This is a genomic window from Gemmatimonas aurantiaca (genome assembly GCF_037190085.1).
Taxonomy (GTDB): Bacteria; Gemmatimonadota; Gemmatimonadetes; order Gemmatimonadales; family Gemmatimonadaceae; genus Gemmatimonas; species Gemmatimonas aurantiaca_A.
The window spans coordinates 143670-159565 of sequence record NZ_JBBCJO010000002.1 but is presented as its reverse complement, the minus strand read 5'-3'; the positions used below and the strand labels follow the sequence as shown (position 1 = coordinate 159565).

The window sequence follows — 15896 nt, the reverse complement described above, 5'->3', positions numbered from 1 at the left end:
ACGCCGAGCCTTTCATGTTGTTGCAGGTACCCGAAGTTCTCACGCCCGACGAAGTGCGCGCGCTTCGCACGCAACTCGACCAGGCCGAATGGGTGGATGGACGCGTGACGGCGGGACACCAGTCGTCACGCACGAAGAACAACATGCAGATTCCCGAGGACAATCCGATCGCCCGGCAGGTGGGCGATCAGATCCTCGCGGCCCTGCAGCGTCATCCGCTCTTCATGGGAGCGGCGTTGCCGCTCAAGGTCTTCCCGCCGCTGTTCAACAGCTATGCGGGCGGTCAGTCGTTCGGCATGCATGTCGACAACGCCATCCGCCAGGTGCGCGGTACACCGCATCGCATCCGCACCGATCTGTCGGCGACGTTGTTTCTCACCGACCCCGAAGACTACGAGGGGGGAGAACTCATCATCGAGGACACCTACGGGCAGCATCGGGTCAAGCTGCCTGCGGGGCATCTCGTGCTGTATCCGTCCACCAGTCTGCACCTGGTCGAGCCGGTCACGCGTGGTGCGCGTGTGTCCTCGTTCTTCTGGATCCAGAGCATGGTGCGCGACGATGCCGAGCGAACGCTCCTGTTCGATCTCGACATGGCGATCCAGCGGCTCAATCAGGATGCGCCGGATCATCCGACGGCAGTCCAGCTCACGGGCATCTATCACAATCTGTTGCGTCGCTGGGCGGATGCCTGACCGTCCCACGAGGCGCCCGATGGACTGAGTGCAATGCAGAGAGCCATGGCGATTCGCCATGGCTCTCTGATTTCCCCCGTTGGTGTTTTTCGCCGCGCGTTTCCGCGGTCCGTTCAATCGGGGTGCCTTCAGTTCAGGCGGCGCAGGGTGATGGCTCCGTTCACCGTGCTGGCACGCAGCCGGGTGTGTCCGTTGCCCACCGTTCCCCGCAGCCGACGCGAGGACAGGGTTCCCGACACGGTGATGGGGAAGTCGGTGTTCACGCGGCCGTTGACCGTCGAGAGATCGAACTGCGCGCCGAAGTTGTCCGGCAGTTCGATGGTGATGGCGCCGTTCACCGTAGTGTATTCGAGTTCCTCGGCGCTGCCGACGGAGCCCATGGCCACGTAGATGCTGCCGTTCACGGTGGTGGCCCGCACCGGCCCGCCCGCGCTGCGGGCCCGCAGACTGCCGTTGACGGTCGTGGCCACCACTTCGCTCGTGACGCCGTTCACTTCGATGCCGCCGTTCACGGTGGAGAGATTCACGCGGACGCCTTCGGGCACACGCACCGTGAAATGCACCGAGACGTCGTTACGGTCGCTGTGCCGGGAGCTCCGGCGCGAGCGGATGCCGTCTTCATCGCAGGTCGACTCTTCGTTCCAGAGGGCGCAGATCACGACGTTGTCGCCGGAGCGCTTCTGCTCGATGCGGACCTGTTCCGGATTTCCCCGTCGCCACTGCTTCTCGGCGGTGACTTCCACGCGTCCGCTGCTGCTGCGCTCCACGTCGATGCCGCCATTGATGTTCTTGATGAACAGTTGACGGCCGGACGGGATGGTGCCGGACCAGGTGAAGGCGTTCTCGCGCCGGGAGTCCTGCGCGTGCGCGGGTGCGGCCATGCCGATCAGCGCGAGCGCGAGCACACCGGTGGTGAGACGCGATGCGATGCGGGAACGGGCCGACATGGGCACCGGGGACGAAAACATGTCGAACGTGGGGAACGGGCTGAACATGCTCATGAACGATTGCCTCGCAGAATGCGGACGTCGCCGTTGAAAGTCGTGATATCGAACTGCAGCGGACCACCATTGCCCATCTGGTATCGACGAGCGGAGCGTCCCCCGCGGATGGACGTGATGTTGCCGGGGGCCAGGGTCATCGGAAAACCGGCGGTCAGATTGCCGGAAACCGTGGAGACATCGATGCGGCCATGCAGGGTGTCCGGCAGACGCAACACGATGTCGCCGGAGTGTGTGCTCAACTGCACGCGGGCGTCTTCGGTGAAACTGCCGCCAAAATCCACATCGGCACTCATGGCTTCCACCAGGAGACGGGACAGCAGCGCCTCGTCGATGCGGACATCACCGCTGGTGGAATGCACTTCCACCTCGCCCCGCGCCCCGCGGATGGCGATGTCACCGCTGACCGTGGTGAGTCGCACGGATGTCGGCGCCCCGGTGATGGTGACGTCTCCGGAGAGCGACTCGGCGATGACCCGTCCGCGCACTTCCTGGAGTCGCTGCGTGCCGCTCTGCGAATAGACTTCGAGTTCACCCGTGAAGTCCTGCACGTCGACATCGCCCGACCGGGTGTTGACCACCACCCGCACCCCACGCGGCACATCGATCTCGAGCGCATCACGGTTCCGGGCACGGCTCCGCGTCCGACTGCTCCGGTCATCGTCGTCATCGGCCCGGCCGGCCACCGTCAACGCCACCCCAGTGCTGCGGACCCGCTGATCGCTGCGCAGACCGCGCACGCTGCCCGTGGTGCCGCCGATGCCACGGATGATCACGTTGCCCGAGGCCAGTGTGACATCCACCACCGACGTGCGTGTCATCTCGACCGTCGTATCGCGAACCCGCTGGGCAGCCAGCGGAACCCACGCGCCGCTCAGGAGCAGAGCCGTGGCCACTCCGGCCACCAGGGGTACACGATATCGGGTCTTCATCGTCATCGGATCGATCACAGCAACGCCACCCGGCGCATCAGCGACAGCTTGGCCTGCAGCGCGCGATCGAGTTGAGAGGAAACGACCGCACTGCGGGGATCGCGGGCCAGCGCCGTGCGACTGTCCGCGATGGCCTGGTCGATGATCTCGAGATTGCGGCGCAGCACCGTCACGGTGCCGCTGTCGAGTTCCCCGAAGCGTTCGTCCACGATGTGACGGAGCGCGGAGATCTCGCGTTCGTAGGTGACGTCCACATCGAGGAGGTCGGCGTCGTCGTTGGCCACCGCCGTCACGCCGGCCCGTCGGGCGTTGCGCGGCAGCGGCGAACCGGTCGCGACATGCGTGGTGCCGGTGGCCGAGGGGATGTCGAGGGACACGTCCCGCGGCGCGGACGAATCGGCTGGAGAGATCCCCGCCGGTACTCCCACCGACGCCGGCGTATCGGCCCGGGCGATCACCTGTGCGGGATTCGATCCGGTGGAGTCGGATGACGTCATGCCGGTGATGCCGCGCCGCGCCACCTGCCAGGTCACCACGGAGCTCACGGCCACCAACAGGGTGGCGGCGATGGCGAACCAGCGTACCGTGACGGTGCGTTGACGTGCGGGCGTTCCGGCTGGCGCTCCGACAAATGTCGACGGGATGGGGATGACCGGCGCATCCAGTCGGCCTTCGATCCCCTGCCAGAGATCACGCGGGGGCGTGAGGGGTGGGAGCGTCGACGCGTCCGCGATCACGGTCTCGAGATCGGCGACGAGCCGCGCGCAGGCGGCGCATCGATGACGATGCGTCGTCATCCACTGCTGCGCACTGGCGTCGAGATCGTGTTCCAGCCAGGCGCCGAGCTGCGCTTCGAAGTGCGCGCAGTCGTTCGCGTGGGAAACCGAAGATCCGGTGGTCGTCATGATGAGCTCAGGAAATCGGAGGTGCGTGCGGGCTCGATGCCGTCGGTGAATGGAGCGAATGGAACGTGAGAACGCGTTGGAATGCTCATCGAGTGAGCGCCGTGCGCAGGAGAAGCCGTGCGCGATGCAACTGCGCCTTGCTTCCGCCCGTGGTGATCCCGAGTTGTTCGCCGATCTCTTCGTGCGTGAACCCCTCGACATCGTGAAGCACGAAGATCCGCCGGGCGCCCGCCGGTAGACCGGCAATGGCCTCCTCGAGATCGAGGCGCTCCGACACGCTGTCCGGCCGTGAGGGGGTTACCTCCAGCGTGTCTTCCTCGGCATGTCGTCCATGCTGAATGCCCAGATTCTTCCGCCGGGAGAGGATTACGTTCACCGCCACCCGATGGAGCCAGGTGGAGAACGCGGCCTCCCCCCGAAACCCCGGGAGTTTCTGCCAGACGCGCACGAACACGTCCTGCGTGACTTCCTCGGCCAGCACCCGGTCCCCCAGCATGCGAACGCACACACTGAACACCCGCTCCGCATGTGCCCGGTATACCCGCTCGAAGGCCTGCCGATCGCCCGTCGCGGCCGCAGACACGTCGTCCTCCCCCGGTGAGGACACCGGGGCCGGAAACGGCCGGGATTCGGCGAAGGGATCAGTCACGGCGAGTGCAAGCAAGGGGACTCCGGTAACGTTGCACCGATTGGATGGTCCGGAGCCCCTGATGGTTTGAAAACGCCTGAAATGGCTGGTGATCGTTCGAACGGGCCGCGGGCGGGCCCGCAGCGGGGCCCTGGACGGCTTCAGTCGAGCTGTCGGACGATGTCCGGCAACTCACGAAACGACGTCATCCAGAAATCGGGAGCGGCCGGCATCAGGGCCTCCCGGGAGAACGGGCCCCAGAGGGCGGCCGCGGTTTTCACCCCCGCCGCCCGGCCGGCATGCATGTCGTGGGGCGAGTCGCCCACAAAAAGCGCCCGGTCGGGGGCAGCGTCGAGCCGGTCGAGTGCCAGCAGCACGGGGTCGGGCTGCGGCTTGTGGCGGGCGGTTTCCTCGTAGGTCACCACGGTGTCGAACAGCGCGCTCAATCCCACATGATCCAGGGAGCGGGCAGTCATGCCGCGTCCCTTGCTGGTGACGATCGCCGTGGGATGCCCCTTGGTCCGGGCCCAGGTCAGGATGTCCAGCACGGCGGGATAGGGGGTGGTCAGGCGCTCCAGATGGTGGTCCTGATACTCGCGGTACCGGGTCACCAGCCCCTCCGCTTCCTCGTCCGACGTACACCACTCGGCCAGTTGTGTGCGCAGCGGCGTGCCGATGCCCGCTACCCACTCGTCGCGGGTGGGCGCCCGGAGGCGGCCGTCGAAGGCATGCTGCATGCTCTCCAGCAGCAACTGAATGGAATCGATGAGCGTGCCATCGAGATCGAAGAGCAACGCGCGTGGGGGACGACCGTAAGACATTCCTGAAGACTAATCCATATGCCGATTCACGAGCAGGATCATGGCGGTGATCCGCCAGTGCGTCGTACCGACGGGCGCGGATGCATTGGCCGGCAGGCGCCCCCGCAGGGGATCGGCGGTCCATGCCACGAGCCATGACTGCACCTCTGCCGGCGAGGCCTGCGGGAAAGCCGGGGCCTGCGCACACCAGGCCGACACGGCGGCCGCGGTCCCGGCTCCCCGCATCCCGTCGATGCCGCGGCGGATCGTGGTCACCTGCTCGCGCCATCGCGTGCGTTCGGGCATGGGCAGGCTGGTCATGACCTGATTCATCAGACGATGGGCCCGCGTCTGGATGTGTGTCTGCATATGTGTACGCCGTTGCCGGGATGCCGGGTCGTGATGCCCCATGCTCGCGGAGACGCGCTGTCGCTCCAGCCAGGCCATCGTGTGGCGATACACCCGCGCGATGAGCCGGTCGATGCGCTGACGGACGACTGGTGCAAGGTCGACCTGCATCGCCTGCAGCTCCAGCGACCGCATGGCTGCCAGCAGCGCTTTTGTACCCCGGGCAACCGGATGAGTAGAACCGGGAACCACGTGAATCATCATCGCGGCCGCAGGGTCCGTGTTCGGCACACGCGACTCGAGCAGCACCAGAGCGCTGTCTCCCCGGCCGCGTGGCCGCGCGCCGCGTCGACCGATGGCCGCGATGATCGGCACAGCGGTCGATGTTCCGGGCCTCTCCGGGTGCGCTTCGTCCGACGTTTCAGCGGACGCTTCGGTTGACGCTCTGGTTGACGCTCTGGTCGATGCTGCGGCTGATGCTGCGGTCGATGCTTCCTGATGCCCGATGCCGACTCCATCGCTCCATGTCTTCAGTTCTGCCCGCAGCAGTGTCAGGGCCTCCGGTGCACTGGGTCGTGGCGGAGTTCCGGTGATGTGGCGACGCATCAGGCGGGCCTTGTGAAGAAGACGCGCTTCCATGCGCAACGCCCGTGCGACATGGCCGGACGGCATGAGCCGATACACATGCACGTGTTCGTGGGGCGAGCCGAGGCGTGCGCATCGGCCCACGCGTTGAGAGAGCAGTGCGTCGGTCCAGGGCAGATCGAGATGGACGATCACACCTGCGTCCTGCAGATTGACCCCTTCCGCCAGCAGGTCGGTGGTGAGGAGGAGTCGCACGACCTGATGGGGCGCCGGTGGTGCGCGTCCTTGTGCACGCGGAGCGAAGAGACCCAGGAGTTCATGGCGATCGATCGGTCCGCTGGCGATGTGTCCGCGCTTCCCGGTCAGCGCACCAATGCCGGCGATGTCCCGCAGTGCACGGTGGAGTGCCACGACGGTCCGTTCGAATTGTGAAAACGCAATCACCGGCCGATCGGGATGGCGGCGCAAGATCCGGCGCAGCACATCGGCCCGTTGCGCATCGGATTTCGCGTGGGTGCGGTGATGATGCGCCAGAGCGGTGACGGCCTGGAGATGGTGCTCCAGCGTGGCCAGTATCGCGGACGTTCCCGAACGGTCGATCCGATGATCGATCAGCAATTCGGGAAAGCCGAGTTGGCTGTAGTCCTCGCCCACGAGCCACGTGCGGAACTCGCGCCGTGATGGATGACGCCCGACGCGCAGCGCATCCCGGAGTGCTTCACTGCGCAATCGTCGTGACCGCAGCGTCTGTGTGAATGCCGCATCGCTCGAACACCAGGCCCGCAGCAGACCGAGCCGGATGAGCGCGCCCGTGGCGGCACCATCGCGCAGAGGCAGTGGCGGCGGCAGGGTGAGGATCTGCTCCAGCGTTTCCCGATCCTGCGGTAGGCGGAATGGGCGGTGTTGCCGGATGGAGGGACGACGTGCGCGCACATCTGTGGCTGCATATGTGTGTCTGTCTGCACCCGTATCCACAGGCGTATCCACCGGCGTATCCGCCGCGGCGCCGTTCACCGGGCTTCGAACGATCACATCGTTTGGTGTCGCACGCGAACTGCTGTTGCTGCCACCGGACGCACCGCCGAATGCATCCGGTGGCAGGAACAGCGCACAGAGGGTGTGCACATCGTCCACCCGGTTGTGCAGCGGTGTTGCGGAGAGCAGCAGCGTGTCGGCGCCGGCGATGACCCGGGCAATGGTGCGGTACCGCGCGGTGTGTGCGTTCCGGAGATGGTGGGCTTCGTCGATGATGACGAGTGCGGATCGTGAAGCCGGCAACGGTTCGTGAGAGCCGAGCGAGTAGCTGGTCAGCGATTGCAGCTGCACGGGAGGGCCATCGGGCAGTCCATCCCGTATGGCATCGCGCCACATGGGGAGCAGCGTGGCGGGGGCGATGACGTGCACGTGTTCGTAGTCTCGTGCCACGGCGAGGGCCACGAATGTCTTGCCCGATCCGACATCGTCGGCGAGCAGGGCACCCCCGAATTGCCGGATGACGAGTTGTACCCGTCGTGCGGCTTCGATCTGTGCGGGAAGGAGACTGATGACGCCGAGGACTTCCGGAACAGGAGCAGCCGGATGTCGGACGCCGAGCAGTGCGGAGGCAAACCGACGCCGGACGACCGGCAGCGGTTCGAACACTGCGCAGAGTGTATCGATGGAGGCATGGAGAGGCACATGCGGCACACGCGGCACATGCGGAAGTTCAGACATGCCGATACCAGTCGAGCAGCGGTTGCAGGTCGGAAAGGCGGAGTCCGAACGACTCGGCGACCGCTTCGTCGAGCGCGCTGGTCAATGCCGCCGTGTCGGAGGCCGACGGCCTCGTGCCCGTGGCACCGGCGCTCACTCCCGAAGTGGGTGCACAATCCGTGGTCGATCGATGAAGACGCTCACCCAGCGGCGCGAGCGTTTTTGTGGCCCGCGCCCAGTCATGCGGTACGGGGAGAGAGGCGACCGTCCAGCCCAGGAAGCGTCGGAATCCTCCGCGGGCGGGTTCGGCGAGAGGATCGAGCCACGCGGCGGCGATGGACGATTGCAGCAACGCGTGCAGCGCGAACGCGTCGGAAACGGAAGGCACACGCACGACATAACAACTGTTGAGCGGAATGGTGGGATCACCCGCCGCGAGCACCTGTGTGCGGAGCCGTTTGCCGATATCCGCCCAGACCACCCGCGGGAGATCGCTGCGCGCCGCTTCGGTGCGGAACAGTGTCCACCACGGGGCGCGACGACGGGCATCGCGACGGGCCTGGAGCCGCGGTCGCCATTGGGCGAGCCATCGTGCGGACGCCGGCGGCAATACGGAGAGCGGGCCGCCATCCCGTCCGTGCGTCCAGATGATGCGCAGATCGGGGTGTCGGTCACGCACCATGCCGGCGGGGACGCCGAGTGAGTCGGGAACGGATTCACCACGCAGAGCCGGTCGTAGCAGATGCCGCTCGATGACCCCCTGCCGGGGGTGATCGACATCCAGTGAGGTGACGGTCGCCGAATTGTCGTCGTGTTCGACGGCTTCGACGAGGAACGCCGCGTTGCATCCACACTTGACCCCGAGCAACGGACGCCCGATGGGTGAGAGCGACAGCGGCTGGCCCGCGTGGCGGAGGAGATGAAACGCCTCGCGCGCTTCGGGCGGCAGGAGCAACCATGGTGCGCCGCCATCGTCCTCGAGTGGAAGCGTGTCGGCGTGCGTGAAAAAGCGACGGGCGCTGCGGCGAACCACGGTGATCCGCAGCGCCGGTGAGGGGGACGTCTGGCCATGGCTGGAGGTGTTCCCGTTCGTTGTCACCGGGCCCGGTTCGGCCGTGCGTCCCGTGCCGGCGCGCAAGAGAGCCGGCGCCGTCATGCGCGGGACGCCGTCGTGCAGACGTGGACGTTTGGTGGCGACGATCAGGGCGGGGTAGGTGGCGGCCTCGAATTGCGCGGGGGCATCACTCCAGTCGTGCAGGGCCCGGAGCGTGGTGTCCTGCTGCAGCAGGCGTCGGATGCCACCACCGGAGAGGGTGCGCCAGAGCTTGGCCGGCACGAGCAGGGCCAGGGTGCCGTTGGGCGCGAGGAGCTGGACACTGCGTTCCACGAAGGCAACGGCGAGGTCGGCCTGGGCAGCGAAGCCGGCTCCGGCCCCGGCTCGAGCGGCGCCCGATCGCCAGCCCGCATGACGCATGGTCCGGAACTCGTGACGCAGCCACTGACGGTCGTTTTCGCGCAGGGCGTGCGGACGCACCCAGGGTGGATTGCCGACCACGAGACAGAAGCCCGATGCCGCCCCCACGTCGGCGAACATGGCCCCGAACCGGAACGGCAGGGCGCCGCCCTGTTGGAGACGCTGCCGCTGGGCGACCAACTCGCGTGAGGAGACCCGCAGGGTCTCGAGGCGGGACCGATCGGTCCGCGATGCCCGCGTACGCTGGCCAAAAAGATCGCGTCCCCGCAGCGTCAGCAGCAGTTGACGGCGTTCGTGGTGCAACGCCGAGATGCGGCCGGAGAGTTCGGCGATACTGCGTCGCCGTTCCTCCTGGTCGAGCGCCGACGCGATGGTGAGTTTGCGCGCGCCGCTGGCGCGACTGTAGCGGGTGCGGAGCGAGGTGAGTACGCGTCCCGCCGGTGGTGCATGGCGGAACGTGCCACCGGCGAGCGAATCCCCGATGCGGATGTGATGATCGAGATTCGGCAGCGGCGCGAGGTGTTCGATATCCGGGTCGTGACACTCGATGACCACCGACAGCCACAGGCGCAGTTCGCAGAGCCACACCGCCATGGGGTCCCGGTCCACACCGAAGATGGACTGTGTGAGCAGCGCGCGTCGTCGTTCGTGCGTCGGGCGTTGATCGCCGGCCCGTCGCAGGAGCGCATCGAACCGTTCGAGGGTGCGCACCAGAAACGCCCCCGATCCACAGGCCGGATCGAGCACCCGCGCACAACTCAGGCGATGCGTGACGGTGAGGGCACCGTCGATCGGCAGCGGGTCGCTCAGATGCTCGTCGAGCAGCGCCGGCGGGATGCTGGGCAGCAGCGCGACGAGCGCTTCGGAGATGGCCGCATCCACCAGATGCGGTGGGGTGTAATACGCGCCGGAGCGATGCCGTTCGTCGGGAGCCATGAGATTCTCGAAGGCTCGGCCCAGCATCTCCGGATCGACGGCGGCCTCCGACCAGGCGGTGGAGTCTTCGTGAGCGGTGAACCGATAGCGGTCGAGTACACCCGTGATCAGGGTGGTGAGGGCTTCGTCGCTGAAGTTGAGACGATGCGCGCGTCGCTCGAGCGCTGTGGGCGCGAACAGCCCGCCATTCAGAAACGGCACCCGCCCGAATTGTCGTGCCGCCGGCGCCCGTGAGCGGCGCGGTGTATTGAGTGTGCCGAAGAACAGCGGCCGCAGGAAACGATCATGCAGGCCGCCGCCGGCTTCGAGGACCCGCAACGTGTGATGCAGCAGAAAGTCGCGCCGGTCGTCCAGCCATCCCTTGGCTTCGAGGAAGCCGAGGAAGAGGCAACGGGACACGCAGAGAAGCGCGAGCTCGCGGCGGTGTGGCGCCGAGAGCGCCGGCGTGAGCGATTCCGCGAGGGAGTGCACACTTCGTTCGAGAGCGCGGTAGAACCGCATCGACAGGGCATCACGCTGCAGAATCTCGGTGAAGCGCACATGACGGAGTTCCGGATCGTCACCTGGGATCGATCCCGAGGCCGATCCCGATCCTGCGGCCGACGCGAGTGCGCGGAAGGTATCCGCGTCGGAATCGAGTACACGCCGGCGGTCGATACGGAGTGCGGCGATGCGGGGGGCATCGACGCCGCTGCGCAAGGCGCCACTGCGCACGGTGGCGATGCAGAGGGCGAGCCCGTCGTGATCGAGCACGCAGAGGCACCAATGTCGGGTGGGGGCATGCCGCGCCAGGGCCACCCCTGCCCGGCGGGTCCGTTCCCGGAGATCGGCGCCATCGTCCAGCGTATCGGGAGGCATGAGTTCGACCGTGAGCAGGCGGAGGGGACCGGCGCCCTCGAAGAGTTCGGCCCGACGGACCAGCCCGTGCAAACCAAGTTCGCGGCGGATGGGGGCCGGGACGACGATGGGAGGCGCCTCGAAGCCCAGGTGGGGGGCGAGGAGTCGTAACGCCGAGTGGGAGTCGGCGCGGGCGAGCAGTCGGGCGGCGGCGCGGAGGGTGAGCACGACGGCATGATGTGGCCATCGGGGCATTCGTGTGTCATCAGAATCGTGCGACCATGATCATGGGAACGCATTGTGTATCTTTCCGGGATCGCGATCAGATATCACGATTCCACGACCCCATCATTTTTCCGGTCCCCGCCATGCGCACCTGCTGGATCAACGGTCAGTTCGTTCCCGAGTCGGAAGCGAAGCTCTCCATCTTCGATCGTGGCGTTCTCTTCGGTGACGGGGTCTACGAGGTGGCCGCGGTGTTCCAGGGACGGTTGCTCGATGCGGATCTGCACCTGGCCCGTCTGACGCGCTCGCTGGGAGAGATCGGCATGCCGGCGCCGTTGGCGAACGAGCGCTGGCTGGAAGTGATGCAGGAACTCGCCACGACCAATGGCATCGACGAAGGGCTGGTCTATCTGCAGGTGACGCGTGGGGAGGCGGAGCGCGACTTTCCTTTTCCGGCCACGGTCAAGCCGTCTGCCTTTGCCTACGCGCGCCCGAAGCGTCTGAGCGACGACCCCAATGCCGGCGGCATCGCGGTGCATGTCGTGCCCGATCTGCGGTGGTTGCGGTGTGACATCAAGTCGACGTCGATGCTGGCGCAGGTGCTGGCCAAGCAGGCCGCGCGTGCGGCGGGCACGTACGAGGCCATGATGCACGAAGACGGACTGGTGACCGAAGGCGGTTCGAGCACCCTGTGGATGGTGAAGGACGGGGTGCTCCATACGCGTCCGCTGTCCAGCGACATTCTGGCGGGCATCACACGCGATGTCGCCATCCTCCTGGCGGGAGAACTGGGCATCCGTCTCGAACAGCGGGCCTTCACGGTGGACGAAGCCCGTTCGGCCGACGAGTGTTTCCTCACCAGCGCGACGAGCTTCGTCCTGCCGATCACGCGCATCGACGACGCGGTGGTGGGCGGGGGCACACCGGGGGCGGTGACCTCGCGCCTGCGCGAGGCGTATCTCGACCGTGCCTGTCGTCTCACGTCCTGAGCCGGCGTCTCCCTGGCGATGTCCCTGTGACGGTGCTCGTATGACGGTGTTCGTATGACCGCATTCGCGTGCGGGCTGCGGGAGCCGCCTCCGCTCGGACCGGGTGCGCATGTGGCGCTCGTTTCTCCCTCGGGACCGCTCGCCGGGCCACACGAGGTGGAGCGGGCCGTGGCGACGGCCGAGGGGCTGGGGTGGCGTGTCTCCGTGGGAGCGCATGCCCTGTCGCGCACCGGTTACTTCGCCGGTGACGATGCACAGCGGGGCGACGATCTGGTGGCGGCATTGCTGGACGAGTCGGTCGACGCCATCTGGTGCCTCCGGGGAGGATATGGCGCGGCGCGCCTGCTGCCACGCATCATGCCGGCGCTGACGCAGATGGCGTTACGTTCCACACCGCAGGCGTTGATCGGATATTCGGACATCACGGCCCTGCACGCCGCCTGGCAGAAGGCCGGACTCGTGAGCTACCACGGACCGACGGCCCGCTCGCCTCTCACGGCGTTCACACGCGCCTGGTTCGAAACCGTGATGATCCCGCCGCGTCAGCCGATCATCTTCGAGGCGCGGGACGCGGTGGCGGTCGTGCCTGGGCTCGCCACCGGTCGCCTCGCCGGCGGCAATCTGGCACTCGTTGCCTCCCTCTGTGGTACACCATGGGCAATGGACTTCCGTGGGGCGATCGTCGTACTGGAGGACATCGACGAAGCCACGTATCGCATCGACCGTATGCTCACGCAGCTCCAGCTGGCCGGCGCGTTCGACGGGTGTGCGGGGTTCGCGTTCGGACAGTTCACGAATTGCCTGGACACGACGTCGGACGGGACACGCCCCCTGCCCACCGTCATCCAGGACGTTGCCGACTCGTTGCAGGTTCCGATACTGCTCGGCATCCCGCTGGGGCATATTGACGACCAATGGACACTGCCCCTTGGCGCACTCGCGACGCTCGATGTGGATGGACGAACGCTGCACGTGCATCGTGATGGATGATCAATCACCGGCAACCGGATCCCGCAGATGAAAACCGCTCAACAGCTCATCGCCGAAGCAAAGGCGCAGATCAGTGAAGTCACGGCGCGTGAGGTGCAGGATCAGCTCGCGCGTGGAGAATCGCTGGCCCTGATCGATATCCGTGAACAGAACGAGTGGAGTCTGGGTCACGCCAAACCGGCGCAGTACATCGGCCGGGGTGTCCTGGAGAATCAGATCGAAGCAAAAGTGCCGCGTGACGCCCGGGTCGTGCTGATGTGCGCCAGCGGCAATCGTTCGGCGCTGGCCGCGCTGACGCTCCGCGAGATGGGCTACACGAACGTCGCATCGATGGCAGGTGGGTTCCGCGATTGGGTGGCGTCGGGCGGTGAGGTGGCGGACTGAGGCCGCACGATCGCCCGGAGGCGTCCGCGGCGGCGGCGTTCGCGACCCCGTTCGGAGAGACGCCTCCACATCCGGTCCGGCCGGAGCTCGGACACGCGCTCCGGCAGGCCGATGTGTCGCGTCTGACGCATCGCCTGGCGACCCGGATCCCGGTCGACGCCGACGATCTGTCGGGGGTACGTCTGGCCGCGGTGACGGCCGTGTTGCGGGTGGTGGAGGAGGAGCCGGAGCTCCTGTTCATCAAGCGGGCCGAACGTGCCGGAGATCCCTGGAGTGGCCATATGGCCTTTCCCGGTGGACGCCATGAGCCCGGTGACGCCTCGCTGGAGATGACGGCGGTCCGGGAGACGTTCGAGGAACTGGCTCTGGATCTCCGGCAGGGGCTGATCGTGGGACGCCTGGACGATCTGGCGCCGCGCAGTCCGTCGCTGCCCCCCGTGGTCATTCGCCCGTTCATTGCCGTGGTCGCGCCGGATGTCACGTTCGTGCCCAACGTCGAGGTGGCGTCCACCTACTGGGTGCCCCTGTCCATGCTCCGGCACCCGGACACGCAGGCCGAACATGTCATGACCATCAATGGCGCCCGCGCCCGGTTTCCCGGATTCCGCGTCGATCGCTATATCGTATGGGGGCTGACCGAGCGCATCGTCAGTCAGTTGCTTCCCCTGTTCGATCCTGTGTTCGATCCCTGAGGGCGCATCGTCATGTCTTCCCGTACTCTCTCCGTCGCACTGCTGGCCGGTGCACTCACGGTCGCCTGCGCCAAGCCCACGGGCGAAGGTGCCGTGGCCCCCATGGCCGGCAAACGTGTCGAAGGACGCGCCGGCATGGTGGCCGCATCGCACCCCGATGCCGCGGCCGCGGGGGTCGAGGTACTCCGCCAGGGTGGCAACGCCATCGATGCCTTCGTGGCCACCGCGTTCGCGCTCTCGGTGACCGATGTCTCGCAGACCGGTCTGGGCGGCGGGGGAGCGATGACGTTCTATGACGCGAAGCAGAAACGCGTCGAACATCTGTCGTTCTATCCACGCACCGGTGGCGATCCCGCGTGGGGACGCGCGGACACCTCACAGGGGCGGGCGATGGGGCGCGCCGCCGCCACGCCGGGTATGGTGGCGGGATTGCTCGAAGCTCACGGCAAATGGGGAAAGCTGACGCGCGCGCAGGTCATGGCGCCCGCCATCCGTCTCGCGCGCGATGGTTTCATCGTCTCACCGCTGCTGGCGCGGACGATCGTGTCGTCGCGGCAGAAGCTCACCGCCGATTCGTCGGCGATGGCGCTCTTCATGCCCGGTGGTCAGGCGCTGCGTCCCGGTGACCGGCTCGTGCAACCCGAACTCGCGGCCACGCTCGAACGCATTCAGCAGGAAGGACGGGACGGGTTCTATCGTGGAGCCATTGCCGAGCGTCTGTCGGCCAAGGTGAAATCGAAGGGCGGGTTGATCACCGTGGAAGACTTGAACAGCTATCCGGTGACGAGTCTCCGGCCGCTGTGCACGACCTGGCACGGGTACACCGTACTCGGCGCGCCGCCGCCGATGGGCGGATCGGCCGTGCTGGAGATGCTGCAGATGGCCGAGGCGTCGGGTATGAACGGCAGCTTCACGAACACGCCGGAGTCGGTGGTGAAGATGGCCGATATCCTGCGCATCGCGGGTGCCGATGCGAATCGGTGGCGCGGTGATCCCCTCGTGATGCAGGTGCCGGCACGTGGGGTGTCCGCTCCCGGTTTTGCGAAGCAGCGGGCTGGCCTGGTGGGAGGCGCGCTGCCTGACACGTCGGTGGCCGGTGACGCGATGGCCTTCGATGGCCAGCCCGTGCCCGATGCCTGCACCCGATTCGATCCCTATCCCACGTCACGCGCCATCCCGACCGCGCCGGGCGAGGACATGAACGCGGCCGTGGAATACGACGAGCGCCACATGCAGAGCTTCACGTCGCATCTGGCCGTCGTGGATGCCGATGGCAGTGCCGTATCGGCCACGACGACGGTGGGGGTGTTGTTCGGATCCGGCGTGTACACCAGCGGATTCTTCCTCAATTCGTCGGGCAGCAACTTCGATGCGCGCACGCGGGGCACCCACCGCTACGCCAATTCGACGATGTCGCCGACCATTTTGCTCGCCGGGGACAGGATCCGGCTCGTGATCGGCGCGGCCGGTTCGCAGTACATCCAGCCGGCCATTGCGCAGGTGACGTTGCGCATGCTGGCTTTCGGCGAAGATCCGTGGGTGGCCATCGCGGCACCGCGCATCAATGCGTCCGCGACGCAGAAGGATGTGGAAGTGGAGGCCGGCTACGCACCGTCCGTGTACCAGGCATTGGTGCAGCGCGGCTATCGTCCGCTGAGCCGCGTGTCCGACATCAGCTTCGGCGGGGTGCACGCGGTGTACGTGGCCCCCGATGGCCGGCGGATCGGTGTGGCGGATCCCCGCCGCGACGGGGTGGCCGCCGGAAACTGAGAAGGCGGTCCGG

Annotated in this window: 13 protein-coding genes; 6 read left to right on the top strand and 7 right to left on the bottom strand. The window is 66.9% G+C overall.

Annotated elements, in window-relative coordinates; genetic code table 11:
* Positions 1 to 14: 14 nt before the first annotated feature.
* Complete coding sequence (locus WG208_RS02325; RefSeq protein ID WP_337169702.1) at positions 15 to 695, top strand: Fe2+-dependent dioxygenase; 681 nt, start codon at positions 15 to 17, stop codon at positions 693 to 695.
* 128 nt (positions 696 to 823) lie between these two features.
* Here the strand turns inward: WG208_RS02325 and WG208_RS02320 are convergent, their stop codons facing one another.
* The 7 genes from WG208_RS02320 to WG208_RS02290 form a co-directional block, all read right to left on the bottom strand.
* Positions 824 to 1696 carry a DUF4097 family beta strand repeat-containing protein gene (locus WG208_RS02320; protein ID WP_337169701.1) on the bottom strand — a complete coding sequence of 291 codons (873 nt, stop codon included), beginning with the start codon at positions 1694 to 1696 and terminating at the stop codon, positions 824 to 826.
* On the bottom strand, positions 1693 to 2634 hold the full coding sequence (locus tag WG208_RS02315) for a DUF4097 family beta strand repeat-containing protein (protein WP_337169700.1): 942 nt from the start codon (positions 2632 to 2634) through the stop codon (positions 1693 to 1695). Before WG208_RS02315 ends, WG208_RS02320 begins: the two co-directional genes overlap by 4 nt.
* Positions 2635 to 2642: 8 nt before the next feature.
* Positions 2643 to 3533: a hypothetical protein gene (locus WG208_RS02310; RefSeq protein ID WP_337169699.1), complete on the bottom strand. Its 891-nt coding sequence runs from the start codon at positions 3531 to 3533 to the stop codon at positions 2643 to 2645.
* Between the two features lie 85 nt (positions 3534 to 3618).
* Positions 3619 to 4116, bottom strand: coding sequence for an RNA polymerase sigma factor (locus tag WG208_RS02305; protein ID WP_337169698.1), 498 nt, complete (start codon positions 4114 to 4116; stop codon positions 3619 to 3621).
* Between the two features lie 206 nt (positions 4117 to 4322).
* Positions 4323 to 4982, bottom strand: a complete 660-nt coding sequence (locus WG208_RS02300) for an HAD-IA family hydrolase (protein WP_337169697.1) — start codon at positions 4980 to 4982, stop codon at positions 4323 to 4325.
* 9 nt (positions 4983 to 4991) lie between these two features.
* Positions 4992 to 7607, bottom strand: coding sequence for a DEAD/DEAH box helicase (locus tag WG208_RS02295; protein ID WP_337169696.1), 2616 nt, complete (start codon positions 7605 to 7607; stop codon positions 4992 to 4994).
* Entirely contained in the window at positions 7600 to 11088 is a 3489-nt protein-coding gene (locus tag WG208_RS02290; RefSeq protein ID WP_337169695.1) for an N-6 DNA methylase, read from the bottom strand. The genes WG208_RS02295 and WG208_RS02290 overlap by 8 nt, the downstream gene beginning before the upstream one ends.
* 113 nt (positions 11089 to 11201) lie before the next feature.
* Between WG208_RS02290 and WG208_RS02285 the strand changes: the two genes are divergently transcribed.
* The 5 genes from WG208_RS02285 to WG208_RS02265 all read left to right on the top strand — a co-directional run bounded on the left by WG208_RS02285 (position 11202) and on the right by WG208_RS02265 (position 15883).
* A complete protein-coding gene (locus tag WG208_RS02285) occupies positions 11202 to 12047 on the top strand; it encodes a D-amino acid aminotransferase (protein WP_337169694.1) in 846 nt (281 codons plus the stop codon).
* Positions 12048 to 12101: 54 nt separating this feature from the next.
* Positions 12102 to 13037, top strand: coding sequence for an LD-carboxypeptidase (locus tag WG208_RS02280; protein ID WP_337169693.1), 936 nt, complete (start codon positions 12102 to 12104; stop codon positions 13035 to 13037).
* 27 nt (positions 13038 to 13064) lie between these two features.
* Positions 13065 to 13421: a rhodanese-like domain-containing protein gene (locus WG208_RS02275; protein WP_337169692.1), complete on the top strand. Its 357-nt coding sequence runs from the start codon at positions 13065 to 13067 to the stop codon at positions 13419 to 13421.
* A 113-nt stretch (positions 13422 to 13534) separates the two neighbouring features.
* The gene (locus WG208_RS02270; RefSeq protein ID WP_337169691.1) at positions 13535 to 14113 is read left to right on the top strand and encodes a CoA pyrophosphatase; all 579 of its coding nucleotides are present in this window, start codon (positions 13535 to 13537) and stop codon (positions 14111 to 14113) included.
* 12 nt (positions 14114 to 14125) lie between these two features.
* A complete protein-coding gene (locus WG208_RS02265) occupies positions 14126 to 15883 on the top strand; it encodes a gamma-glutamyltransferase (protein WP_337169690.1) in 1758 nt (585 codons plus the stop codon).
* Positions 15884 to 15896 lie beyond the last annotated feature (13 nt).